19 protein-coding genes and 1 pseudogene are annotated in these 24,773 nt (G+C 42.4%); 11 read left to right on the top strand and 9 right to left on the bottom strand.

All coding sequences use genetic code 11. The features are described from left to right. The first annotated feature begins 236 nt into the window (after nucleotides 1-236). From psbD to RMY64_RS02455, 3 genes are all read left to right on the top strand, one after another. On the top strand, nucleotides 237-1,292 hold the full coding sequence (gene psbD, locus RMY64_RS02465) for a photosystem II D2 protein (photosystem q(a) protein) (RefSeq protein ID WP_322694081.1): 1,056 nt from the start codon (nucleotides 237-239) through the stop codon (nucleotides 1,290-1,292). Continuing rightward, the gene (psbC, locus tag RMY64_RS02460; RefSeq protein ID WP_322671256.1) at nucleotides 1,276-2,667 is read left to right on the top strand and encodes a photosystem II reaction center protein CP43; all 1,392 of its coding nucleotides are present in this window, start codon (nucleotides 1,276-1,278) and stop codon (nucleotides 2,665-2,667) included. Before psbD ends, psbC begins: the two co-directional genes overlap by 17 nt. Nucleotides 2,668-2,793: 126 nt before the next feature. Then, the gene (locus tag RMY64_RS02455) at nucleotides 2,794-2,979 is read left to right on the top strand and encodes a PCP reductase family protein (protein WP_322671257.1); all 186 of its coding nucleotides are present in this window, start codon (nucleotides 2,794-2,796) and stop codon (nucleotides 2,977-2,979) included. A gap of 125 nt (nucleotides 2,980-3,104) precedes the next feature. Here the strand turns inward: RMY64_RS02455 and RMY64_RS02450 are convergent, their stop codons facing one another. The 3 genes from RMY64_RS02450 to RMY64_RS02440 form a co-directional block, all read right to left on the bottom strand. Further along, nucleotides 3,105-3,941, bottom strand: a complete 837-nt coding sequence (locus RMY64_RS02450) for an SWIM zinc finger family protein (protein WP_322671258.1) — start codon at nucleotides 3,939-3,941, stop codon at nucleotides 3,105-3,107. Between the two features lie 103 nt (nucleotides 3,942-4,044). Further along, entirely contained in the window at nucleotides 4,045-4,884 is an 840-nt protein-coding gene (locus RMY64_RS02445) for a nucleotidyltransferase domain-containing protein (RefSeq protein WP_322699210.1), read from the bottom strand. Beyond that, nucleotides 4,881-9,542, bottom strand: coding sequence for an SNF2-related protein (locus RMY64_RS02440; RefSeq protein WP_322699209.1), 4,662 nt, complete (start codon nucleotides 9,540-9,542; stop codon nucleotides 4,881-4,883). Before RMY64_RS02440 ends, RMY64_RS02445 begins: the two co-directional genes overlap by 4 nt. A gap of 143 nt (nucleotides 9,543-9,685) precedes the next feature. On the opposite strand from RMY64_RS02440, the pseudogene RMY64_RS02435 reads away from it, so the two are divergent. Next, a pseudogene (locus RMY64_RS02435) lies at nucleotides 9,686-10,226 on the top strand (GNAT family N-acetyltransferase). A 101-nt stretch (nucleotides 10,227-10,327) separates the two neighbouring features. Next, nucleotides 10,328-12,484 carry a polyribonucleotide nucleotidyltransferase gene (locus RMY64_RS02430; protein ID WP_322699208.1) on the top strand — a complete coding sequence of 719 codons (2,157 nt, stop codon included), beginning with the start codon at nucleotides 10,328-10,330 and terminating at the stop codon, nucleotides 12,482-12,484. A gap of 95 nt (nucleotides 12,485-12,579) precedes the next feature. On the opposite strand, the gene RMY64_RS02425 is transcribed toward RMY64_RS02430, so the two are convergent. From RMY64_RS02425 to RMY64_RS02415, 3 genes are read right to left on the bottom strand one after another with little or no spacing between them, the layout of a single operon-like run. Continuing rightward, nucleotides 12,580-12,798: a type II toxin-antitoxin system HicB family antitoxin gene (locus RMY64_RS02425; RefSeq protein WP_322699207.1), complete on the bottom strand. Its 219-nt coding sequence runs from the start codon at nucleotides 12,796-12,798 to the stop codon at nucleotides 12,580-12,582. After that, nucleotides 12,795-13,022 carry a type II toxin-antitoxin system HicA family toxin gene (locus RMY64_RS02420; RefSeq protein WP_322699206.1) on the bottom strand — a complete coding sequence of 76 codons (228 nt, stop codon included), beginning with the start codon at nucleotides 13,020-13,022 and terminating at the stop codon, nucleotides 12,795-12,797. Before RMY64_RS02420 ends, RMY64_RS02425 begins: the two co-directional genes overlap by 4 nt. A gap of 15 nt (nucleotides 13,023-13,037) precedes the next feature. Continuing rightward, complete coding sequence (locus tag RMY64_RS02415; protein ID WP_322699205.1) at nucleotides 13,038-14,450, bottom strand: HEAT repeat domain-containing protein; 1,413 nt, start codon at nucleotides 14,448-14,450, stop codon at nucleotides 13,038-13,040. Nucleotides 14,451-14,656: 206 nt separating this feature from the next. On the opposite strand from RMY64_RS02415, the gene RMY64_RS02410 reads away from it, so the two are divergent. The 3 genes from RMY64_RS02410 to RMY64_RS02400 all read left to right on the top strand — a co-directional run bounded on the left by RMY64_RS02410 (nucleotide 14,657) and on the right by RMY64_RS02400 (nucleotide 16,713). Next, nucleotides 14,657-15,430: a Uma2 family endonuclease gene (locus tag RMY64_RS02410; RefSeq protein WP_322671265.1), complete on the top strand. Its 774-nt coding sequence runs from the start codon at nucleotides 14,657-14,659 to the stop codon at nucleotides 15,428-15,430. Between the two features lie 98 nt (nucleotides 15,431-15,528). Beyond that, a complete protein-coding gene (locus RMY64_RS02405; protein ID WP_322699204.1) occupies nucleotides 15,529-16,383 on the top strand; it encodes a bifunctional class I SAM-dependent methyltransferase/HIT family protein in 855 nt (284 codons plus the stop codon). 201 nt (nucleotides 16,384-16,584) lie between these two features. Next, on the top strand, nucleotides 16,585-16,713 hold the full coding sequence (locus RMY64_RS02400; protein WP_322699203.1) for a hypothetical protein: 129 nt from the start codon (nucleotides 16,585-16,587) through the stop codon (nucleotides 16,711-16,713). Nucleotides 16,714-16,751: 38 nt separating this feature from the next. Here RMY64_RS02400 and RMY64_RS02395 read toward each other — a convergent pair whose 3' ends face one another. Further along, a complete protein-coding gene (locus RMY64_RS02395) occupies nucleotides 16,752-17,492 on the bottom strand; it encodes a Uma2 family endonuclease (protein ID WP_322699202.1) in 741 nt (246 codons plus the stop codon). Between the two features lie 888 nt (nucleotides 17,493-18,380). Between RMY64_RS02395 and serA the strand changes: the two genes are divergently transcribed. From serA to RMY64_RS02380, 3 genes are all read left to right on the top strand, one after another. Continuing rightward, nucleotides 18,381-19,961, top strand: a complete 1,581-nt coding sequence (gene serA, locus RMY64_RS02390) for a phosphoglycerate dehydrogenase (protein ID WP_322699201.1) — start codon at nucleotides 18,381-18,383, stop codon at nucleotides 19,959-19,961. A gap of 124 nt (nucleotides 19,962-20,085) precedes the next feature. Further along, nucleotides 20,086-21,006, top strand: coding sequence for a 50S ribosomal protein L11 methyltransferase (gene prmA / locus RMY64_RS02385; protein ID WP_322671270.1), 921 nt, complete (start codon nucleotides 20,086-20,088; stop codon nucleotides 21,004-21,006). Between the two features lie 130 nt (nucleotides 21,007-21,136). Next, complete coding sequence (locus RMY64_RS02380) at nucleotides 21,137-22,414, top strand: hypothetical protein (protein ID WP_322699200.1); 1,278 nt, start codon at nucleotides 21,137-21,139, stop codon at nucleotides 22,412-22,414. A gap of 17 nt (nucleotides 22,415-22,431) precedes the next feature. Here RMY64_RS02380 and RMY64_RS02375 read toward each other — a convergent pair whose 3' ends face one another. Further along, nucleotides 22,432-23,631, bottom strand: coding sequence for a DUF4159 domain-containing protein (locus RMY64_RS02375; protein WP_322671273.1), 1,200 nt, complete (start codon nucleotides 23,629-23,631; stop codon nucleotides 22,432-22,434). A gap of 52 nt (nucleotides 23,632-23,683) precedes the next feature. After that, nucleotides 23,684-24,715, bottom strand: coding sequence for a phage tail protein (locus tag RMY64_RS02370; protein WP_322699199.1), 1,032 nt, complete (start codon nucleotides 24,713-24,715; stop codon nucleotides 23,684-23,686). Between the last annotated feature and the right edge of the window lie 58 nt (nucleotides 24,716-24,773).

The raw sequence follows: 24,773 nt of genomic DNA, 5'->3' as shown, positions 1-24,773 counted from the left end.
TAAGTTAAGAATCATTAAGTTACCACAAGCTAGATTACTAGCCGATGGTACGTGTAATGTCATAACCCTGAGAAATAATGACTTAACTAGTCAGTAAGCTCTCAGAATCTCAGTTACTTAAAAGCAGTTGAGATTGTCAAAAAAAACGTTAATTTCTCACGGCAGTCGGTTACATTGGCTTTCCGTACTACCTTAGAAACGTTGCAATTTTAGTAAAAAAAGAGGATTTAAGTCCGATGACCATCGCAGTTGGACGCGCCCCCAGTAGAGGGTGGTTTGACGTTCTAGACGACTGGCTCAAGCGCGATCGCTTCGTATTCGTAGGTTGGTCAGGGATACTATTATTCCCCTGCGCCTTCCTAGCACTAGGCGGTTGGCTGACCGGCACCACCTTCGTCACCTCTTGGTACACCCACGGATTAGCCTCTTCCTACTTAGAAGGCTGTAATTTCCTAACAGTAGCAGTATCCACCCCCGCCGACAGCATGGGACATTCCCTACTGCTGTTGTGGGGTCCAGAAGCCCAAGGCGACCTCACCCGTTGGTTCCAACTGGGTGGGTTGTGGCCATTCGTTGCCCTACACGGAGCCTTCGGTTTGATCGGCTTCATGTTGCGGCAATTTGAAATTGCCCGTTTAGTAGGAATACGTCCTTACAACGCTCTGGCTTTCTCAGCTCCGATTGCAGTATTCGTCAGCGTATTTCTGATGTACCCCTTGGGACAATCTAGCTGGTTCTTTGCACCCAGCTTTGGGGTGGCTGCAATTTTCCGGTTCCTACTATTCCTGCAAGGGTTCCACAACTGGACACTCAACCCCTTCCACATGATGGGTGTTGCGGGTGTATTGGGTGGTGCGCTACTGTGCGCCATTCACGGTGCCACAGTCGAAAATACCTTGTTTGAAGACGGTGATGGTGCTAACACCTTCCGCGCCTTCAATCCAACCCAGTCGGAAGAAACCTACTCAATGGTGACAGCAAACCGTTTCTGGTCACAGATTTTCGGGATTGCTTTCTCTAACAAGCGCTGGTTGCACTTCTTTATGTTGTTCGTGCCAGTTACAGGCTTGTGGATGAGTGCCGTCGGCATCGTCGGTTTAGCACTCAACCTGCGGGCTTACGATTTCGTCTCCCAAGAATTACGGGCGGCGGAAGACCCGGAGTTTGAAACCTTCTATACCAAAAACATTTTGCTCAACGAGGGTATCCGCGCTTGGATGGCTCCTCAAGATCAACCCCACGAACAATTTGTATTCCCTGAGGAGGTATTACCACGTGGTAACGCTCTCTAATAGACCAAATATCTTAGGCGGCGCTGGACGCGACCAAGAATCCACCGGGTTTGCCTGGTGGTCTGGTAACGCGCGTTTAATCAATCTATCTGGCAAACTACTGGGTGCTCACGTTGCCCATTCTGGTTTGATTGTATTTTGGGCTGGAGCGATGACTTTGTTTGAAGTCGCTCACTTCATTCCTGAAAAGCCCATGTACGAGCAGGGCTTGATCCTGTTACCTCACCTCGCCACTCAGGGCTGGGGTGTTGGTGCTGGTGGTGAAGTTATCGATACTTTCCCCTACTTTGTTGTCGGTGTACTCCACCTAATTTCCTCAGCCGTCCTTGGCTTTGGCGGTATCTATCATGCCGTTCGCGGTCCAGAAACCTTAGAAGAATATTCTTCTTTCTTTGGTTACGACTGGAAAGACAAGAACAAGATGACCAACATCATCGGATTCCATTTGATTATTTTGGGATTCGGTGCATTGCTTTTAGTGTTAAAGGCAATGTTCTTTGGTGGGTTGTATGATACCTGGGCACCAGGTGGTGGTGATGTTCGGATTATTACCAATCCGACATTGAACCCAGCAGTTATCTTCGGCTATGTAATCAAGTCTCCCTTTGGCGGCGAAGGCTGGATTGTCAGCGTCAATAACTTAGAAGATGTGGTCGGTGGTCACATCTGGGTTGCCTTTATCTTAATTTCTGGTGGTATTTTCCACATTCTTACCAAGCCTTTTGCTTGGTCGCGTCGTGCATCCATCTGGTCTGGTGAGGCTTACCTCTCCTACAGCTTGGGCGCTCTTTCTCTGATGGGCTTCATTGCCTCAATCTTTGTTTGGTTTAACAACACCGTTTATCCAAGCGAATTCTTTGGTCCTACCGGTCCAGAAGCTTCTCAAGCTCAGGCTTTGACCTTCTTGATTCGTGACCAACGTTTGGGTGCTAACGTCGGTTCTGCCCAAGGTCCTACTGGTCTAGGTAAATACCTGATGCGCTCTCCAACTGGTGAAATCATCTTTGGTGGTGAAACCATGCGTTTCTGGGATTTCCGCGGCCCTTGGTTGGAGCCTCTACGTGGTCCCAACGGTCTTGACTTGGAAAAAATCAAGAATGATATTCAGCCTTGGCAAGCTCGTCGCGCTGCTGAATACATGACACACGCTCCTCTGGGTTCTTTGAACTCCGTAGGTGGTGTTGCTACCGAAATTAACTCCTTCAACTACGTATCTCCTCGCGCTTGGTTGGCGACTTCTCACTTCGTACTAGCATTCTTCTTCCTAGTTGGTCACTTGTGGCACGCTGGTCGCGCACGGGCTGCGGCTGGTGGTTTTGAGAAAGGAATTAACCGTGATACTGAGCCAGTGATGTTTATGGACGACCTAGATTAGGTTGTAAAGTTTATTTCATCACTGACAATTAATTTAAAAGCTCTTGCATAAAAGCAAGGGCTTTTTTTATAGGAAAATTAGTAATCTATTAATTACAAGTGAGCGACTTGCCAAGGTAACTAATCTATGAACGATTCCAATTTTATTGATGCTTTGCGATGGACATCTGAAGCTAAAGAAAAGTTACAAAATATTCCCTTTTTTGTCCGCTCTCAAGCTAAAGCCAGAATTGAACAGCTGGCTCGTGAAGCCGGCCAAGATGTTGTGACTGCTGATTTGGTAGAACAGGCTAGGCTTGAGTTTGGACAATAAATCAGGAGTCAGGAGTCAGGAGTCAGAATTCAGAATTGGTAAATACTCTACCAATAAAGGGATAGAGTTTTAAGGCGAGAATATTCCAGTCAATTTAATTCATAATTACGAATTACGAATTATTATCAACTTCCTCCTACATTCATTGCTGCTAAAACAGCTTTCTGACTTACATCTCTGTAAACGGTATTTAAATATTTCATTACCACATCACTCGAAGTTGAATTTACTGCGTTTTCCTCTTCCTTTGCTAGGGGAATCGCTCCCAAGACATCTAATATCGTCTCGCTGCTAGACGGTACAATCACTACTAAAGATGACTCTAGTGGCTCGTTGTATTGCCAGAAAGAGTCAATTTTTACTGAATATTTGTTATTAGTAATTGACTGTTGAACATCAGGCGTTTCTGTAGTATTGGGTTCAATCTTGGCACTACGTAATTTACGCAAATCGCTGATAATTTGCTCTTTGGAACGTCCGCGTAATTGAAATAGTACAAAGGGGTCTTCACTGAAGCGATCGCCTAACTGATAGTATATCGCACCAATGTGTTTACAAGGATTTGCTTTATCAGGACAAGAGCATTTACTATGAACGTCACCTAGGGTAAATGGAAATATCGAAAGACCATTAGCTGTGAAGACTTCTTCTATATTTTGTGGCATTTCTCCTGCTAGTAGCTTGGCAGCAAAAATTGCCCTTTGTGACATGGTTTCAATTACATAACCCCACTGTTCATCGGTAAATGGTTCAAGGGAAAGGGAAACTTTATAGGGTTCTACTTCACTGCCTTGCACCTTAGCCAATACTTTTGCACCTTTAAATTCGATGCTCAGAACATTTCCTTGACGAGCATAGTTTCTAGCACGTTCTAAACGCTTTTTAAAACGATAGGAATCTAGTAAATCTAGCCATTGTTGTGACCACCATTCTCGACTCGCTTGTAATGTGTAATTAGTCATGATTTTACCTTTGAGATTATTGGACAATCTTGAAATTCAGTAATTAATTTTGAATTTATAAATGCAAATAATATAAATAAGACTATACCGCTACAAGTGTCCTTCAAAGCTTAAAAGTACCCCCAGATAAATTAATGAGTGTATCAATCCAATGCAAATCAGTTTTTGCATCTCGATTTAACCGCAGCATGTCGTGAAGGTTCATTACTTGGTATTGATATCTATTGAGTAAAGCATTCAATGCATTAAGAATAGATGTCTGATCTAGGGAAGGGTAGGAGTGTTTTAGAACCTCAATTAACATCTGACTACCGCGCTGTTCAAAGTGAGCAGATGGAGACATGGAAGAAGAAGGATTTTTGAAGAAATAATCGTCAATTTGCATCATGCTTCCGCGAAAATTGTCCAGCAGTGATTGTGCATAGAAAAGTTCTCCACGCATGACTCGACGATATACTTCCTCGGCTTGTGCTAGCCCTTTGCTGATCAGTCGATTAACCTCATCAGCATCTAGTGTAAACTCTAAGCCAGAAGAAGCTTCAATAACTTGGTGTATTAACTTTTTAGGATCATAAATAACTTCAACAGGTTGTAAGTACCAAGGGGAGGGCTGAAGATTCTCTGGCTGATAGTAAAGGACATCGATTTTATTGAATGGATGGAAGTGAGAGACGCAAACCCATCGAACTCCTGCTGGCCACTCGTTGTATAGCCATTCTCCCCAATATTTAGGAGCAGAAAAACGCTCATCAAGAAATTGCTCGTATAATTCTGGTTGAACAACAACTCTAAAATCAATATCAGAGAATTCATCCGTTGTCCCTGATGCTATAGATCCTTGAACGAATAAAGCCTCAACACCTTTCTTCACTATAAAATAATCAATGACTTTTTTAAGTAAATGTTGACGTGCTGAATTTAACTCGTCTGCATTAAGTTTCATCCTTCATCCTCGTCAATTACTGCGCTGCGATCGAGTATTAGTAAGTTGCGAAGTTGGTCTGTATCCAGTTCAGTTAACCATTCTTCACCAGCACCAACAACTTGTTCAGCTAGTTGTTTCTTACTTTCGATCATGTCATGAATTTTTTCTTCTAAAGTGCCTGTGCAGACAAATTTATGTACTTGTACATTCCGGGTTTGACCAATCCGAAATACTCTATCTGTGGCTTGATTTTCTACGGCTGGGTTCCACCATCTATCAAAGTGGAATACATGATTTGCTCGTGTTAAATTCAGTCCTACTCCACCCGCTTTCAGAGAAAGAATCATAATCGGTGGCCCTTGAGGATCGTGTTGGAAACGGTCGATCATTTCCTCCCGTTGTTTTTTGCTAGTGCTGCCATATAAAAAGAATATTTCTCGTCCTACCTGTTTTTCTAAATAGGGTTTAAGTAATTTACCCCACTCAGCAAATTGTGTGAAGATTAAAGCTCTGTCGCCTTCTGCTAAAACTTCTTCTAACATTTCTTCTAGGCGCAGAAGTTTGGCTGAATTATGTTGCTCTAATGTCGCTTCTTTCAAATATTGGGCTGGGTGATTGCAGATTTGTTTGAGTTTGATTAGTAAAGCCAAAATCATCCCCCGACGTTGCAATCCTTCAGCAGATTCAATCTCTACTAAAGATTGTTCGACAATTTGTTGATAAAGTGCGGCTTGCTCACCAGTCAGACCGCAAAATACGGTCATTTCTTGCTTATCTGGTAAATCTTGAATGATGTCGCGATCGCTTTTCAATCGCCGTAGGATAAATGGTTGAACTAATGAACGTAACTGAGTCAAAGAAGCGGTATCACCATACTTTTCAATTGGCATGGCAAACCGCCTCTGGAAAAATTGCTTATTGCCTAAATACCCAGGATTGAGAAAATCTAAAATAGACCATAGTTCTTGCAGTCTATTTTCTACCGGTGTCCCCGTTAATGCAATACGAAATGTCGCTTCTAATTCCCGCACTGCTTTTGACTGCTTCGCCTCTGGGTTTTTCACATTCTGGGCTTCATCTAAAACAATTATCTGCCAAGATACACTTTGCAATGACTTGATATCTCGATACAGAAGTGAGTAGCTGGTAACGATTAAATCATGTTTTTTTACGGCTTCTAAAAACGCTTTTCCTTTTGGACGTTTGTCACCGTGATATTGCAAAATTTTCAGGCTTGGTGCAAATTTATTGACTTCTCTTTCCCAGTTGCCTAAAACCGAAGTTGGACAAACTAGCAGTGTTGGATTTTCTAGTGCATCTTGTTCTTTCAAGTGCAGCAGAAAAGCAATGAATTGGACAGTGTTATGGCAAATAATATTGTTAGCGACAAAATTATGGTGTTCGCTAACTTCAAAGTCATAAACCCATCCATCATAATCTATGTCCTCTATTGATTCTATCCTGCAATAAAATACCTCTTGGTCGAGAAGACATTGCAAAGACTGTCTTGTTAAGCTCAACTGTTCTACATCTAGGTTGCTATATGCTGACAAAGTTTGAGTTGTCCACTTGGAAGGTTTTAATAGCTGATATTGTTCTTGGGCTTCTCCACTAATCATACGGCTCATCCCAGCTATTACTCGCTGTAAACTATCTCTAGAAAATTGCTGTGAACCATTAATATAAACAGTGTTGTGCATCCCAAAATGCCGCAATGGAAGTCCCGTTGCTATGACTGTTTGGGCAACCATATCAGAAGCAGGAATTCCTTCAATATTTGTGTTGCTGACTAGTTGACAAATTCGTTCTAATTTGCTCTTTTTTTCTGAGTTATTAAAACCAATTTCTTGGATAAATCTGCGGGCAGAATTCCCTCCAATTACACCAATATAGTAAGTGCGTAAAGTACGAGTTCCATTAGTGGCACACTTCAGTTTGGGCGATATTCGCAACCAAATACCGAAACGACGCAGTAGTGCCGAAAGTTGCTGAATTAGTAAAGCTGAAGCTGTAGCAATTTCAATACTCCCCATACTCAAAACAACAGCAGATTCAGCATCAAAATAATTTTGTAAAAATATCCGCACACTATCTAAGTCTGCCTGCATAATGAATGGCGGAATAGATTTTTCTGCCGATAGTTTACCCCAAACATAACCTTTAGCTTCTAAGAATCGCCGATAGGCTTGGCTATTAACTCGAAGAGCAGAAACTCTGTTAGGGAAGATAGAGATACTAGGGCTATTAATTTTGAGGTTATAGCGCTTTTGAATGCGTTGGCAAGTCTGGAGTAAATCGTCTAATACTCTGGTATCTTTTTGGGATATTGTGACTCTTCCCACATCGGGTAGTTCATGCCCTTCAGCAATCTGCCAAGCAAGAAACTTGACTAAATCAGGGTCTTGTGGTTTTCCATTCCAGAGCGTTTTACCTGGGACACAAACGTAATCACCTACCTGTAAGTTATTTGTCCAACCTTTACTTGTTAGAAGCTTGTGACGATGAGTGATAGTGATATTGCTACCGTCTTCTAGTGTGACTTTTCGTAATTTCTCGCGGACTTGCTGCCGATACAACCGCCTAACATTAGCCTGGACAATTTTGCCAGTTTTTTCATCTATGGAATTAACTAGTAATTGCTCTGTGGGGTTAGCCCAAAATCCCTCACCGTCAAACTCAGTTTCTCCAGCGTGAGTTGTCCAGATTGTCTCGGCTGTGTGTAACAGTCCATTTACATCAATTAATGTATTATTTGCTACACATTTGCCCAATCCCATATCGTCTGCGAGACATGCCCCCAAACCCCAACGTTCCAAGAAGGACAGCCAAGCAGCACCACGTTCTTGATAAGGCCGCAATTGCCCTTTAAAGGCTGCTGGTGTGGGCAAAGGTGCGATCGCTTGATTATTTGTTAACGCTCCAATCAACTCTTGCAATGCCCCTGATGCATCAAAGCTGACCACTGGTAATTTTTCAATTACTTGAGTATCGCCTGTACTGAAACGCAAGGCATCTTCCAGGGAAAGTGCCATTTGGTCTTTGCGAGTGGTAAAAAATGTTTGGGCTGTTTTGATGTCCTGGGGGCGCAATTCCACCCACTCGCCGTTAATTTCTACTAGCGGACTATTTAAAGCCACAAGTTTATCAAACTCGGCTTTGGAAATAGTCTGTCCGCCAATTGCCAATTGCCATTGGAAATTTAGTAGACTCTGCAACCCTAAACGTCCCTGCTTTGTCTTTGGAGTTTCAGCAGTAATTTTCAAACCTAAACGATTTGCCCATCCTTCACGATTCGCTAAACTAGGAGGCAAAATTACTCCCAAACCACTGTCTTCCAACCTCCAGGCTACAGCTTTAATAAACTCATAAGCTTGGATGGGGGTGAGGCGAGAAGATTGGGGATATTCGGTTTCAAAACTGGGTGCGATCGCTGGATATAAACGGGAAGCTACCCCCAAACCTCGCAAAAATGTTTCTTGTGGTTGGTCAATTATCCGATTTTCATAAACCAATCTTTCAACTGGATTGTTCCAAATAGTTGCTGCATCCACTAAAAACTCTGGATCGTCAGCCGCTTGCAAAAAATACGCCAATGTCCAATCTGTTTCGCCAGACTCTGGAGAACGCAGTTGAAAACAGGTACGAAATAGACTTTTAAGAGTTAATTGGTATTGTAGCGGCATAGTCCAAGCCTTCAGTGCCGCTTCCAGCCTTTCCACTTCAATGGCATCTGCATTAACTATATGAGATCCACTAGTTAAGGCTGGCAACCACTGTCGCACCCCAGACGGTAAAGATGCGCTCGCTTTAGCTTCAATTGGAGGTTGAGAACCTACCATTTCTCTCACTTGGGCATCTATCGTACTGTTGAGAAATCCCAAAAGTAATTCTTGAGGTTCTGTGGGAAAGTCTACATAAAGTCGAGATTGGGAAAACTCCTCCCCAGTCCCCACCTCCTCTTGATAAGTGCGACAAACCAACGGTATATTTCCAGAAAATCTTTCTAGGCGGGTTCCATCTACAGCACTATCTAGAAGTACTCGCCATTTGGCAGAAAATGCACCAGCTAATTGTCGGTCAATTGTTGGTAAAAACTTACATCGGGAGATTAAATCTAAACTCCATCGGGCAACCTGCGACCAAAAGCGTAAATCTCCACCCAAAAAAGCATCTTCCCCTTTAGCAGCATTTAAGGGAATCGCGGCGAGAAATTTTACTGCTTCGCTGGCGTTGAGACAAAAACCTTCAACTCGCCACGGTTGCAAATATTGCGGGGAGTCTGTATTTTCCCCTAAGCTAGCAGAATGTACAGGGAAAATTGCTGTTGTTCCTTTATCACTACCTTCTATATAAGTTGGTAGGGCAATGATTTGAGAGTGTGTTGGTAAACCGATCTCAGGCGCACTGGCGGCTTTGCGCGATCGCCCAGTAGTTGCGATCGCTTTGCCCGTCGCAGGCATCCCAACTTGAGGTTTTTGAATGAAGTTGGTAATTGCCATGTTCTGGGAACGCAACCACTCACTCAACTCAACTGATGTCATTGCCAATGGATGTACTGGGATATCTCCAGATCCATTAGACTCGAAATTCACTCGTGGCGATCGCCAAGTTTCCCCCCAAATAAATAAACAACCATTTTGATTTTTTAGTAACCAATTACAGTGTAAAATCGCCATTTGCTAACTACTCAGATTTTCCCAAAACTCTAGAATTAAAATCACAATTATTCTACTTTTTGCATCTTCTCAAGAAGATTTATTGTCTAAAATTCTCATATAATAAATATTTCAGTAATTATTCCACATAAACACTGTTAATAATGAATTTTCCCCTAATTAAAGTCTTAAAAAATGGGATGTTAGTGGAACTGGATTATATGCATCCTCAAGAACACGAGGTTGTAAGAGCATTACTCAATGTTGTAATTTTTGAAGGTAAAACCTATCCTCAAAAGCAACCTCTCTCCTACAGAATTTTCAGCTTACTGGTTAAGCAAGGATGCCTTTGTTGTCAGGACATCTGTTATAGATCCTACACACAAGCCAAAAGAAATATTAGGGGCGTTTTATTTAAAGCCAAACTTTCCCGGTCGGTGTAGCCATATTTGCAACGCTGGTTTTATTGTACAACCTGAGTTACGCGGTCAGGGTTTAGGACGGTTCATGGGAGAGGCTATGCTTTCGATCGCAACAAACCTGGGCTACGAAGCAGTAATGTTTAATTTGGTCTTTGAGACTAATATACCTTCAATTACACTTTGGCAGTCGTTAGGATTTGAGATTATTGGGCGAATTCCGGGCGCGGCGAAGCTAGAGAATGGGCAGGTAGTAGACGCGCTAATCTTGTATCACACGTGTTGAACGACTTGTTTATCTTTGTATGTAACCCAAGTCAGCCATAAGGCATAAATGTTAGGATTGCCACAGAAAGAGAATAGCGAAAGAGAAGGAAAAAAAACTGAATGGCAGAAGTTGATAAGTCAATATCCTTCGATGGAAGGGATATTCGACTGAAAGTAGGCCTATTAGCTCCCCAAGCTGGTGGGTCGGTTTTGATAGAATCAGGGGACACGTCCGTTTTAGTGACGGCTACGCGATCGCAAGCCAGAGAAGGCATTGATTTTCTTCCCCTTACTGTAGATTATGAAGAAAGGCTATATGCCGCAGGTAGGATTCCCGGCGGGATCATGCGGCGCGAAGGTCGTCCACCAGAAAAAACAATTCTCACCAGCCGTCTTATAGACCGTCCCATGCGTCCCTTGTTCCCCTCATGGTTACGGGATGACCTGCAAATTATTGCCTTAACGCTATCGATGGACGAGTTAGTTCCACCCGATGTGTTAGCAGTTACAGGCGCTTCTATCGCTACCCTGATTGCCCAGATTCCTTTTAATGGGCCAATGGCAGCAGTGCGGGTTGGTTTAGTGGGAGATGATTTCATTATTAACCCCACTTATGCAGAAACTGAAGCTGGAGATTTGGATCTGGTAGTAGCAGGTTCACCAGATGGCGTGATCATGGTGGAAGCGGGAGCCAATCAGTTGCCAGAGCGAGATATTCTCGAAGCGATTGACTTTGGTTATGAAGCAGTGCGGGACTTAATTAAAGCGCAGCAAGATTTAATTGCAGAACTGGGTCTAGTAATAGTGCAAGAAGCACCACCAGAAGTAGACCAAACCCTAGAAAATTATATCCGCGATCGCGCCAGCGGCGAAATTAAGAAAATCCTGTCTCAATTTAGTTTCACCAAACCCCAACGCGATGCAGCTTTAGATGTCGTCAAGGATGAAATTGCCGCGACGATTAGCGAACTGCCAGAAGAAGACCCAATTCGAGTTGCTGCAACTGCAAATAAGAAGGCACTTGGTAACACTTTTAAAGATATTACCAAACACTTCATGCGGCGACAAATCATCGAAGATAACGTCCGCGTTGATGGTCGTAAACTCGATCAAGTGCGTCAGGTTTCTTGTTTAGTTGATGTCTTACCAAAGCGAGTCCACGGCAGCGGTTTATTTAACCGAGAACTAACTCAGGTATTATCCACTTGTACCTTGGGTACACCTGGGGATGCTCAAAACCTCAACGATGACATGCAGTTAGATCAGCACAAGCGTTATCTGCATCATTACAACTTCCCCCCCTTCTCAGTCGGTGAAACCAAGCCAATGCGGGCCCCAGGAAGGCGCGAAATTGGTCACGGGGCATTGGCAGAACGAGCGCTAATACCTGTGATACCGTCAAAAGAACAATTTCCCTACGTGATTCGCATCGTATCGGAAGTACTTTCTTCCAACGGTTCCACCTCAATGGGTTCAGTCTGCGGTTCTACCCTCGCCCTGATGGATGCTGGTGTACCAATTATCAAACCCGTCAGTGGCGCGGCAATGGGTCTGATTAAGGAAGGGGACGAAGTACGAGTCCTGACCGATATCCAAGGCATTGAAGACTTTTTGGGCGACATGGACTTCAAAGTTGCCGGGACGGATACCGGGATTACCGCCTTGCAGATGGATATGAAAATCTCCGGTTTGTCTTTGGAGGTTATAGCCCAAGCTGTCCACCAAGCGAAAGCAGCCCGGTTGCACATTCTAGAGAAAATGCTCGCCTGCATCGACACACCACGGACTGAAACCTCACCTTATGCCCCACGTCTGTTAACAATCAAGATTGATTCAGACATGATTGGTTTGGTCATCGGGCCTGGAGGCAAGACTATTAAGGGAATCACAGAGGAAACTGGTGCAAAAATTGACATCGAAGATGATGGCACCGTGACAATTTCCGCTGTGGATGAGAATAAGGCCAAGAGAGCCAGAAATATCATCCAAGGCATGACCCGCAAGTTGCACGAAGGGGATGTCTATGCAGGACGCATTACTAGGATTATACCGATAGGTGCATTTGTGGAATTCTTGCCAGGAAAAGAAGGCATGATCCACATTTCTCAACTAGCTGACTACCGCGTTGGCAAAGTTGAGGATGAAGTAGCGGTGGGCGATGAAGTGATTATCAAAGTGCGCGAAATTGATAACAAAGGTCGCATTAATCTCACTCGTTTGGGTATCCACCCAGATCAAGCAGCAGCAGCAAGAGAAGCAGCGGCGGTGAATCGGTAACTCGATTTGGGATTTTAGATTAGATTAAATCTAAAATCCGCGATGCCTATCGTGAAGGCATCGCCGTATGCTTTTCTAATTTGACAAATTACAAATTATTTTAACGACTTTTCTAGTGTTTTTGGCTCTGGTAGAGGTTGACCGTCAGCCAAAGATGATTCAATCAGCATTTCTAAAACTTCTTGAGCATTTTTGAAAGCTTCTTCGTAAGTATCTCCGTGAGTATGACAAAACTCTCCCCATTCAGGAAGACTCACAACAAAACACTCATCTTCATCAGACCACTGAATAATTATTGTGTAGTGAGAATTCATTCTTGTTCTTCCTCTTGAGCCTTTTTAATTTCTTCTAACCTTTGGAGTGCATTATTAACGTCTTTCTCCTGGTAAGCTTTAGCATCATTCCCGTCTTTACCTGATATAGTAACTCTCCCAGATAGCAGGGGATGATACCAATTAGTGTGGCTACCTTTTCCAGGACGGTATGTAAACCCTGCTTTTAGCAACAAGCTTTTTAATTCTTTGATTTTCTTGGGCATATACTCAGCTTACATTTACTCTCTCCACTGCTTTAAGTTCTCTTGAGCAAACTTTCGCACTTGCTCATCTGGGTCATTCTCTGCTTTGTCACGCAACAGTAGTAAAGTCTGAGAATACTGAGGAAATTGCTTGATAATTATCTCTAGTGCAACCCGTCGAGGATTGGTTTCATAGTCTCGCTTACGCTTAAAGGGATCATTAACAGCGCAGTTGTAGTAAATTTCAAACAACTCAGGCTGATATCTGAAGTGTTTGGCTAATGCTTGGATTGCTGCACTTCGCATATTCCATTGATTATCAGCAGTGGCGTGGTCTTTGAGAATCGAGTGGGTGTCCGGGTGATCTGGGAAATTACTGGCTAATGCTTCGATGGCTGCACGTCGCACATACCATTGATTATCAGCAGTGGCGTGGTCTTTGAGAATCGAGTGGGTGTCCGGGTGATCTGGGAAATTACTGGCTAATGCTTCGATGGCTGCACGTCGCACATACCATTGATTATCAGCAGTGGTGAGTTCTTTGAGAAACGAGAGGGTTTCCGGGTCATCTTTAAAATTGCTGGCTAATACTTCGATGGCTGCACACCGCACATTTTCATTAGCAGCAGTGGTGAGGTCTTTGAGAAACGAGTGGGTGTCCGGGTCATCTTTGAAATTGCTGAGTAATGCTTTATTCGCTGCACGCCGCACATTTCCATCATTAGCAGTGGTGAGGTCTTTGAGGAATGAGCGGGTGTCTGGGTCATCTTTGAAATTGCTGGCTAATGCTTCGATGGCTGCACATCTGACATAGTTTTTATTATCAGCAGTAGTGAGGTCTTTGAGAAACGAGCGGGTGTCTGGGCGATCTTTGAAATTGCTGGCTAATGCTTCGATGGCTGCACATCTGACATAGTTTTTATTATCAGCAGTAATGAGGTCTTTAAGGCAGTGTAAGGCATCACGGTTATCTTTCCAAATTGCGGCGATTGTTACAACTGCTTGAATGCGAACTTCCTGAACTAGCTTAGTTTCTTCTGCTTTGTCATAGGTGTAATAATACCAGAGGTCATATTTTGTTAAGTCTTTTACCTTGCCAAATAATTTATTAGCCACTGACACAATTATCGACCGATTTCTCACCTCTGCAAGACACTTAGCCGCTAAAAACAAGTTGATAAATTTTTTCTCCTCACAATCTTGCACCATTAAGTGATTAATAATTTCACCAACAAATTTCGCATCAATCATTCCTGCAATTAGCAGCAATACCTCATGCCAAGTTTCATCTTGCCAATGTTTGCCAAAAACTTCAGTTTTGAGATCCTCAATTGAAATACTGCCTTCCTTCTCAAACTGCCAGACAAACTCCCAAGCACAGAAATATTCTAAAAATTTCCGATGCAGAAAGGCATTGCTTGCTATCCAGCCAATAAACCATTCCAGCATAATACTCACGTCTGCTAAGTGCTTGACTACGAGTATATACACCAGTCTGAGAAATCTTTCTAGATTTCTGGGTTTTTAGGCAGTGCGAGTCTATTCATCCAAAACTTAAGATTATCTGAATTTATATGCTGCGATCGCACCTCTATGCTACCTGAAGATTTGTTAAAAATAACTATATACTGTGCATGGATATTAGGAGTAATTTTATGGTTCTACAAGTTAACCCCATCCAAAAAGAACCAATTGTTACTTGGGAAGCACTTCCAGCCGACTTCATTTTACCAGACGATCCAGTGGAAAATATTCAACAACCTGCGATCGCTGCTGCGCTTACCGATGCCTTGGGAAGCACAGGACGCATCCAACCCCAGATGCTGATTGGCTCTAATTTTGGACTTGTAGCCACAGTCAACAAAAAAATCGTTGTCAAAGCCCCAGACTGGTTTTATGTACCTCAAGTGCAGTCTGTGGGAACAAATGTAGTTCGTCGCAGCTATACCCCAAATTTAGAAGGCGCTGCTGTAGCTGTAGTGATGGAATTTCTCTCAGACACAGAAGGCGGAGAATTATCAGTCCGCTCAACTCCGCCCTACGGTAAACTCTATTATTACGAAAAGATTCTCCAAGTTCCAACTTACGTAACCTACGACCCTTACGAACCAAGCATAGAACTACGGTGCTTGCAAAATGGACAATATACTTTGCAGCAAGCAGACACGAATGGACGCTTTTGGATTCCTGAGTTAGAGTTATTTCTCGGAATTTGGCAAGGTGAAAGATTATGTCAAACCATGAATTGGCTGCGCTGGTGGGATAGAGAAGGAAATTTGCTGTTGTGGAGCAGCGAACAAGCCCAACAGGAACGCCAACGTGCTGAACAAGAACGCCAACGTGCTGAACAGGAACGCCAACGTGCTGATATATTAGCTGCTAAGTTACGTGAGCTAGGTATTGACCCTGATGCGACGCCGATAGCGTAGCGGTAGCGAGTCTGCGAGCGTCATAGCCCATCGTAGACATCGCATAACATCAACAAATGCTGGGAATAATAATTTTGGGACATCAGCACCAAAATTCTATGAAACAGCAAAAAAATCAATTCAGCCATCTTACTGCGATCGAAAGAAGTTATCTATCATTTCCGGCACAGTTTTTATTAAATCAAAATCTTCTCCAAGGCAAAATACTAGACTTTGGTTGTGGCTTTGGTAATGATGTTAAAATATTGCGCCAAAAAGGTTGTGATATTACAGGCTATGATCCTTATTATTTTCCCGAATATCCTGATACTAAATTTGATCTAATAATTTGTTTCTATGTTTTAAATGTTTTATTCACTGAAGAACAAACTAATGTTCTTATGGAAGTATCACACTTATTAAAACCAGGAGGTAAAGCTTATTATGCTGTGAGAAGGGATATCAAAAGAGAAGGGTTTAGAGAACATTATGTCCACAAAAAGCCTACCTATCAATGTCTTGTAAAACTTCCCTTTACTTCAATTTGCTTAGATGAGCATCGGGAGCTATATGAATATGTTCATTATAATCATCAGCGAAATTCATCTAATTATTGTATATTTTGTAATCCTCACAAAAATCTAAAATTATTAACGGAATCAGCAACTGCTTATGCTATTTTTGATGGCTATCCAATAAGTAAAGGTCATGTTTTAGTTATTCCCAAACGTCATGTTAACAATTATTTTGAACTTCCATTAAAAGAGCAATATGCTTGCTGGTTTATGGCGAACAAAGTCCAAGAAATTATCAAAGCAGAATTTGAACCTGATGGTTTTAATGTAGGAATGAACATCAATCGTGCTGCTGGTCAAAATATTATGCACGCCAGTATTCATATCATCCCTCGCTACAAAGGTGATACTGTCTCTGCTAAAAGTGGAATCAGGAACGTTATTCCTAAAAAACAATAGTTTTTCTGTAATTATGCAGGATTTCAAATTCTGCTGTAATTTAACCGCTTTCAAGTGATTATAAAAATTCCTGAAACATCATGACTTCCTCAAACTTATCCCATAAGGTTGAGATCATCTCTTAAATCCTTTGTCACATGCTTTTTCAATACAACCTCTACTTTGTTATTCTGAGCATTACTGTAATCATCTCAACTACTGTTGCGTTTACAGCTATGGCAGCGTCGCTCAATTTCTTTGGCTAGGAAGCCTTTCATTTCGATGATGCTAGCGATCGCAGGATACGCTACAGTTGCAGCAATGGAAGCAGCAGAAATTATTAAAACCTAAAAATTAGGTTTTGTTGAAAATATTGCAAAATATTTCAGTTAGGCCAGATTATCTGGATCTATTCCCAGCGCTCTTAATTGTTCCGCCAACTGTTGAACCCGTTGTTCTGCAACATCGGCGCGTTGCGCTTCTTGTTGGGCGCGTTGCGCTTCTTGTTGAGCGCGTAGTGTTTCTTGTTTTACTTGTTCTGCGGGCGTGAGATACCGTTGTCCTTGCTCATCATACCAATACATCCATTCCCGCGTTACGCCGCAATAATTTCCCCTTTCGCACCCAATTCCCAGTCCAATTTCTGGTAGCCAAACGGGGTTTCCCTCTTGCAATTCATACTTACCATTAACTAACTTATGTACTTCCAGATGCGGTTTGCGGCGGCGGCGAGAGGAATAAATCACGTAATAAAGTACACCTAAAGCCTCATATTCATCCAATTTAGTAGTGTATTCCTTGCGATAATTTTGGGAAACTACTTCTAGGATGAAAATCGGTACAACGTTTTCATCCCACAGCACATAACTAGGACGCAGTTCCTCATCATAAAACCGCTCTACTCCTAAGCTCAAAAACCCATCTGGCACAATTGGCGGTTTATCAGGGTGATAATAAATACCCATATCTATCGCAAATAACCAGTCCATGCGCTCTGACCAAAGCATCAACAAGATCGCCTTTAACAAGCCTGGTATCAATTCTTGCAGTTCATTATCCACAGGCGTTTCATCAGAGTCTGGTAGTTCCTCGGCTGAGGGCAAGTACCTTGGTAAGCTGTACTCTAACATGGCTGGTTTTCCCAAAACTCAAAGGATATTTGGCTCAACAGAATTATAGCGATTTCTCCCCTTGCAATGTCATTAGTACAGGACTTACGCAACTGACATAAGCAATGACGTGCGGAGCGCGCCGACTGCCTAAAAACTAAGCCATTGACATAGCAATATCTGGACGTTAGTAGTCTGTCTCATTAATCACGAGACATAAACGAGTTCGTAGTCAGAACTTTAGCTCTAGTTTTTTAAGCACTAAAGTGCTTACTACAAACTCTCGAAATTAGCTTGACAAATTACTAGTTGACTACTGTATATTAAGTACTCGACTGACACTAATTGATAGTTTTTAACTACTAAACAATCTTAAATCTGCCGGAATCATGAGCAATAAAATTTATTTGATGCTTAAATTCTAACTGTTATAATCCGATTATCTTGACGATCCAATGTTTTGCTTTGACTAAGGGATACCACTTGTGGTATTGAGAAACAGACGAGATTCGACAGATATATTAGTTACTAGCTCGTTTCCTGGTTGTATATAGCATTGCTTTAGCTAAAGTTGCTTCCCAGTCAAGCATACAAGCGTTTATACCCCACCAAGGATGTTGCTTCAGCCGATAAAATTTTGGTAACTCTTAACTATTAATAAATATATCGGTGCTTAGTGCTATTCATGCTTTATATTTAGCGACAGGGTGGTGCAAACAGCTAACTTATGTTCCAAAACTTAGAAGGCAGTGCCCATCAGGAGCAATTCACGCTTTGATACTATCAGCACGTAGTGTAAGTAAAGGTTAAGTTGATATTCAAACTAATAATTTTTGCTGAATTGCGACGGATAAAGACTAAACTAAAAAGTCTTGTGCAGCAAAACCTGTAGCTTTAAATGAAGTAATCATGTCTAAGGTTCTTGTCTCTGATTCGATTGACCAAGCTGGAATTGACATTCTTTCGCAAGTTGCAACTGTTGATGTCAAACTAGGTCTAAAACCAGCGGAACTGATCGCAATTATTGGTGAGTATGACGCGCTGATGATTCGCTCTGGTACGCGTGTCACTCAAGAAATCATTGATGCCGGCACCCAGCTAAAAATCATCGGGCGTGCTGGTGTGGGTGTGGATAATGTGGATGTTCCTGCTGCCACACGCCGAGGAATTGTGGTAGTCAATTCTCCAGAGGGAAACACAATTGCCGCCGCCGAACACGCGCTAGCGATGATTTTGGCTTTGTCTCGCCACATCCCCGATGCTAACGCTTCGGTGAAACGTGGTGCGTGGGATCGCAATAGCTTTGTCGGTGCGGAAGTCTACAAAAAAACTCTCGGCGTTGTCGGTTTGGGAAAAATTGGCTCCCATGTTGCGGCTGTAGCTAAGACAATGGGGATGAAACTCCTAGCTTATGACCCTTTTATTTCTACAGAACGAGCCGAACAACTTGGTTGTCAGTTAGTTGAGTTAGATTTACTCTTCCAGCAAGCAGACTATATCACCCTCCACATCCCGAAAACCCCAGAAACTACCCACTTAATCAATGCCACAACTCTGGCAAAAATGAAACCCACAGCTCGGATTATCAACTGCGCTCGTGGTGGGATCATTGATGAAGTAGCTTTAGCAGCAGCTCTGAAAGCGGGTAAAATCGGTGGTGCAGCCTTGGATGTGTTCGAGTCAGAACCACTGGGTGAATCTGAATTGCGATCGCTAGGTAAAGAAATCATCCTCACTCCCCACTTGGGAGCCTCTACCGCAGAAGCTCAAGTGAATGTGGCCATTGATGTTGCCGAACAAATTCGCGATGTCCTTTTAGGACTACCAGCACGTTCAGCCGTCAACATTCCTGGACTCGGCCCCGATGTGTTGGAAGAACTCAAACCCTATATGCAACTAGCAGAAACTCTAGGTAATCTGGTAGGACAGCTAGCTGGTGGAAGGGTGGAAGTACTCAATATTCGACTGCAAGGGGAACTCGCAACCAACAAAAGTCAGCCTTTGATCGTCGCTGCCCTCAAAGGACTACTTTACCAAGCTTTGCGGGAACGAGTAAATTACGTAAATGCCAACATAGAAGCCAAAGAACGCGGAATTCGGGTAATTGAAACTCGCGATGCTTCCATTCGAGACTATGCCGGCACACTGCATCTAGAAGCCACGGGTACTTTAGGTACTCATTCTGTCACAGGTGCTTTGTTGGGTGAGCGGGAAATCCACCTCACCGACGTTGACGGTTTCCCGATTAACGTCCCACCCAGCAAATATATGTTGTTTACCCTGCACCGCGATATGCCAGGGATTATCGGCAAACTTGGTTCCCTACTCGGCAGTTTTAATGTGAATATTGCCAGTATGCAAGTAGGTCGTAAAATCGTCCGTGGTGATGCCGTAATGGCTCTGAGTATAGATGACCCTTTACCAGAGGGCATTTTGGATGAGATTATAAAAGTCCCTGGTATTCGGGACGCGTATACAGTAACACTATGAGTGCTGAGTGCTGAGTAAAGAAAAGTTAGGAGTGAATAGTGAGGAGTTAAAAGTTAAAAACTCCTAATTCCTAACTCTCAAACTTATAACTCAGTACTCACCACTCAGCACTCAGCACTCAAAGATGGCAAACACCTGGTGGGAAATACAGATTTTATGCGAACCAGACCTAGAAGATACGATCTTTTGGCGACTGGAAGATTTTGGCTGTCGTGGTACGGCTAGTGAAAACAAAGGAAATTCATCTTTAGTCAGGGCTTATCTGCCGACAATTCAAACACAGCTTTTAGATTTGGCAGCGCTATCGCTATGGCTGCGTCAAGATGCCCTCTGTGTAGGGCTTTCATCTCCTTCACTGCAATGGCAGTTAATTGATGAGGAAGATTGGGCGACTAGCTGGAAACAATATTGGCATCCACAAGAAATAGGCGATCGCTTTTTAATTAACCCCGCTTGGCTACCATTACCTGAAACAACGGAACGGTTAGTAATTCGTCTCGATCCTGGTGTAGCATTTGGTACAGGCAACCATGCCACTACTCAGCTATGTTTGGAATCCCTGGAAATGCGGCTAAGTGGAGTTCCGCAGTCCTTTGTGGGTAATAGTGGCAAACATAAACATTTGGTAATTGCGGATATTGGCTGTGGTTCTGGTATCCTTTCCATTGGGGCACTGCTACTGGGTGCTGAGAAAGTCTATGCAGTAGATAATGACCCTTTGGCGGTGCAATCAACTATCAGTAATGGTGCGCTGAATGATATTAACCCAGAACGTTTACTACCTGCACTGGGAAGTGTAGACGTTTTGACAAAACTAGTCGAAAATCCAGTAGATGGTATCGTTTGCAATATTTTGGCTCATGTAATTATTGAATTAATTCCAGAAATGAGTGCGATCGCTAAACCTGAAACTTGGGCGATCTTCAGTGGTATTTTACTAGAACAATCTAAAGCTGTTGCTGACGCTTTAGAAGAAAATGGCTGGGTTGTCGCTACCCTGTGGAAACGCAAAGAATGGTGTTGCTTAAATGTACGGCGTTCTTAATTCGATAGAAATTATTGCAATCCTAAATCATTCGTAAACAATTAGATGCCCAACTTCTTAAATAAGCCGGGGAGCTTTAAGTAAGTGACATAATATATAGATTAACCACTATTGACTTTTGAAACTAGCGATGAAAGAACGGCTACAAATCCACAAAAAAGCTGACTCATCCGCTTATTCGTCAGAGCAAAGTCAGTTGCAATCGTATTTATTCACTACTCGCTCTCAACTTGGCTCCAACAAGCCTATAGTACAGGCAAAGGTAGAAAATCAGAAATTTCAACAATATCAGTTTGAGGCAACGAAACTCCAAATACAAGCCAAGCATGGCACTATCACGCCAGAGGGACAAGAGCGACTCACTGTCTTGCAAACAAAGATGAATGAGTCTTTGCAGCAAGGCAAGGAACACTCTTCGCAGTTTGGTCATAACCTGAGCAAAATGGCCATAAAACGTGCTGATAGTCTGTCAATAGGAGAAATACAGCCAAAACTGACTATTGGTCAATCAGGAGATCGATATGAGCAAGAGGCAGATAGTGTTGCTACTTCTGTAGTCAACCAAATTAATCGTTCTCCTCTGCAAAACCAGGACGCACAGCAGACGATACCAGCTAATAAGAACGAACAAGCAAAGTCTGAAGAAATATTAGCAGTAAATAACTCAGCAGATAAAAAACAAAAATTTTTACAAGAATATTCGCTAGCCAAAACTCTAGTAAATGGTATAGATGACACATTACCACAAGATAAAATACTGGAACAACTTTTCAAAAACTTTGTAAATATCCAATTTCAATACACAATGGTGAGTAAGAGTCCAGAAACTCTATTAAAAGGCTCTCCAGAAGGAGATTGTCAGACATTAGCCCGTGCTTTTAAAAAAGTTGCAGAAGAGTATTTTGGCATTGAAAAAATTACAATTGAAAGTATCGCCAAACCTTTTTTGAGTGAAGCTGGAGCTACGCCATATCAAGGTAAAAAGCCCAATTGTGATGACGGGAAACGATGGTTTTTTCAAAACCATTATTGGGCTAGCTGGAATGGAAAAATTTATGATGTTTTATTCCTCAGCAATAAACGAACCGAAGCTGATATGGCAAAACAGGTGCAACCACTCACATCAATGTTGATGCCTGAACAAGAATACTATCAAACAGAAAAAGGAAAAATTGTATATCCAATTGTTAATAAGTATTCCACTGTAGAGGTTACGGTTTTTGAGAAACTGAAAAACTTTGTTAATAATCTCGGTCGGTTTTTCTCCAATAGTATGAGTACGATAATTAATAAAATTCGGTCTTTATTTGCCCAAAGTGGAAACAATACCAGTGGTTTGGATTCTCTAATGAGAGAACTGGAACACGACAAAAATAATAGTGCGATCGCAAACAACCAAACTCAATAATCTTACTAACTTGGCTTTCACCACTGCCCGGAATTATCTTCCTGTTGCAACCCAATTAACTGTCGCCGTTTCCAAGCATAGTGAAGAATATTAATCCCTAATTCCTGAGCTGTACGAATGGTCAATCTGGGTAAACTCAAATCTCTATCCAGTCCCCAAGCCGTTGCTAAATCACCAATTACTAAAATAATTCCTCCACCGATTAACAGTTTAATCTGCTGTTGATTAACCATTGGCAAGGCGGCAAATAAGAAAGGTTTTGTCCTTAAAGGATGACTCCGTTGCAATTCTTCTAAAGGTCTTAAAGGACTCTCTAACTGTTGTGCCAATGCTTGAGTACTTTCAATCAAAGCATTACCATTTGTTGGTGCATCAACTAGAAGCACACCACCTAAATTTAAGTAATTTTTTAGAGATTCAAATTCGAGACTATTTAAAGATATAGCTTGTCCACCTGTGAGATAAAGGATGTCATAGTCTTGGATGTTTTCTGCTAAAGAAACCTGACCTGGTTCATCAGCCCCTCGCAAACTTGGATACAGGGGTTCTACTGCTTGTAATAAATATGAAAGGCTGAAAAAATTACGCGCACATTCAGGATCGCTATGAGTCGCCTGCGCCATACATACAAGTGCTTGAGGACGCATTTGTGCCTGACGACGATAACGCAAATCAATATTGTTATATCCAGGAAAGAAAGCATCCGCAGGTTGGGTAATGTCAGTATGTCCTGGTTGTAGGAGTATTCGACATATTTCTATTTCTGAACTAGCTGGTGTAGAGTTTATTTGGTCAATTCGATAAGTTTCTTGAACAATATCTCTTTGCTGTCCGCGCCGCAATTCATCAGGGTCTACATAGCTAACTACTAAGTAAATCATGAGCGTTTCAGAACTTACTACTTCTAGATCGATGGGAAAATCATAAGAAGTTGGTACAACAATTAGATTACCTGCTAAATCAATTGCAATCCCAGGTTGAATTTGTACCCAACGTCCATCTCGATATCTAGCTTCTACTTGGCTTGGGGCGGTCACATCTCGCACGCCTAAACCGCAGACAATTCCTGGTTGATTTAAACTTTGATATTGAGCATTTTGCCGATTACGGTGATATTCATGGGCTGTGCGCCAACGTTCCGCATTGATTAGTAAGCCATCTGCGGCTTGCAGGCGTTCTAAGGATTTAATTGGTGGAGGTGGGAAAGGATGGGACATAGCAATTTTGGATTTTAGATTTTGGATTAAATTTTACTTAATTACGAATTATTTAATTAGATGGATTTTCGATAGATAATTCGTATGTGCAAAAAGCAGGTTTTTCTTGTTCTATGATTCTTTCAATAAGTTGCTCGTTGATGATGCCACTAGAAATATTTGAACGCAAACGCACTATAAAATGATATGGTTGTCCACCGGCTAAAACTGCATTTCCTAGTTGTGCATCTCCGATAATAAAACTTGGCCCAAAAGGTTCTGTAATACTAATATGTTTATCAGCTTCATTGGATAAATGTTCGTCTAGCGGTAAACCAGTATAAAGATGCAAGTAAAGACGCAATCCTTTACGAGTTCCTCGCCAGCGATAGAGTTCTACGGCTCGGCGAATTAAACGCCGTTGTTGCTGGAGATCCCAAACAGAATCTACTTGCCAAGCAACCCAATGAGCCATAAAAGGTAGTAGTGCTTGCGGTGCTGTCAAGGGATCGAGGTTTGCCCACATGACGTTGTAACTATCAACTATTGGTTGAAAAGCTTGCTCAAATATTTTCATGAAGCGACCAATGAAGTCTACTTCCCGATACAAAATTGGCAAGAATTCCATGTAGGCAGTGTAGGGACGGATGTATAAATCGAAATACTCGCTTCTCTCGATTTGTTCGTTGTCTGTGCCTGAGTCTATGTGTAGAGTAATTAGGCTACGAAAATTGAGTGTTAGTTTGTCTTTTTTTCCACGAGAAATCGCTTCTTGGTCTTCAAAAAATGTGTCGGGAATTGAGAAGTAGAGAACAGCATCCATTTGTCCACGAGGCGGTATCTCACTGCCTTCTGTACCAATCTGACACCACTCAGTTGGAAAGTTTCCCTCAACGCTTAAGCTTACCCGCAAAGGACGTTGTTCCAAGTTTTGTACTTGCACAATCATCTCGCTGGGATGTCCAGGATGCAAGAGTAAACTACGTCCAGCTACATCGATGTTTTCTGCATTTGCAAATGCTAAACCTGCTACAGGTAAAGCTTCAGGAATTTGCATTGGCGTTAATTGAATGCTTACAGCTGGACTAGAGCGACTTTGAACCATAAGATTGGGGATTGGGGGCAGGGGAGCAGGGGAGCAGGGGAGCAAGGGAGAATAATAA

This window comes from Nostoc sp. DedQUE08, from assembly GCF_034530895.1.
Taxonomy (GTDB): Bacteria; Cyanobacteriota; Cyanobacteriia; order Cyanobacteriales; family Nostocaceae; genus Nostoc.
This window is presented reverse-complemented; position numbering and strand designations above follow the sequence as displayed.

Excerpts from the sequence above, each read along its gene's own strand:
- RMY64_RS02450 (WP_322671258.1), bottom strand. The coding sequence starts at position 3,941 with ATGACTAATTACACATTACAAGCGAGTCGAGAATGGTGGTCACAACAA.
- RMY64_RS02425 (WP_322699207.1), bottom strand. The coding sequence starts at position 12,798 with ATGAATTCTCACTACACAATAATTATTCAGTGGTCTGATGAAGATGAG.
- RMY64_RS02410 (WP_322671265.1), top strand. The coding sequence starts at position 14,657 with ATGGTTCTACAAGTTAACCCCATCCAAAAAGAACCAATTGTTACTTGG.
- RMY64_RS02375 (WP_322671273.1), bottom strand. The coding sequence starts at position 23,631 with ATGTCCCATCCTTTCCCACCTCCACCAATTAAATCCTTAGAACGCCTG.
- RMY64_RS02440 (WP_322699209.1), bottom strand. The coding sequence starts at position 9,542 with ATGGCGATTTTACACTGTAATTGGTTACTAAAAAATCAAAATGGTTGT.
- RMY64_RS02395 (WP_322699202.1), bottom strand. The coding sequence starts at position 17,492 with ATGTTAGAGTACAGCTTACCAAGGTACTTGCCCTCAGCCGAGGAACTA.
- RMY64_RS02370 (WP_322699199.1), bottom strand. The coding sequence starts at position 24,715 with ATGGTTCAAAGTCGCTCTAGTCCAGCTGTAAGCATTCAATTAACGCCA.
- prmA (WP_322671270.1), top strand. The coding sequence starts at position 20,086 with ATGGCAAACACCTGGTGGGAAATACAGATTTTATGCGAACCAGACCTA.
- RMY64_RS02445 (WP_322699210.1), bottom strand. The coding sequence starts at position 4,884 with ATGAAACTTAATGCAGACGAGTTAAATTCAGCACGTCAACATTTACTT.
- RMY64_RS02405 (WP_322699204.1), top strand. The coding sequence starts at position 15,529 with ATGAAACAGCAAAAAAATCAATTCAGCCATCTTACTGCGATCGAAAGA.
- RMY64_RS02415 (WP_322699205.1), bottom strand. The coding sequence starts at position 14,450 with ATGCTGGAATGGTTTATTGGCTGGATAGCAAGCAATGCCTTTCTGCAT.
- psbD (WP_322694081.1), top strand. The coding sequence starts at position 237 with ATGACCATCGCAGTTGGACGCGCCCCCAGTAGAGGGTGGTTTGACGTT.
- RMY64_RS02455 (WP_322671257.1), top strand. The coding sequence starts at position 2,794 with ATGAACGATTCCAATTTTATTGATGCTTTGCGATGGACATCTGAAGCT.
- RMY64_RS02430 (WP_322699208.1), top strand. The coding sequence starts at position 10,328 with ATGGCAGAAGTTGATAAGTCAATATCCTTCGATGGAAGGGATATTCGA.
- serA (WP_322699201.1), top strand. The coding sequence starts at position 18,381 with ATGTCTAAGGTTCTTGTCTCTGATTCGATTGACCAAGCTGGAATTGAC.
- RMY64_RS02420 (WP_322699206.1), bottom strand. The coding sequence starts at position 13,022 with ATGCCCAAGAAAATCAAAGAATTAAAAAGCTTGTTGCTAAAAGCAGGG.
- RMY64_RS02380 (WP_322699200.1), top strand. The coding sequence starts at position 21,137 with ATGAAAGAACGGCTACAAATCCACAAAAAAGCTGACTCATCCGCTTAT.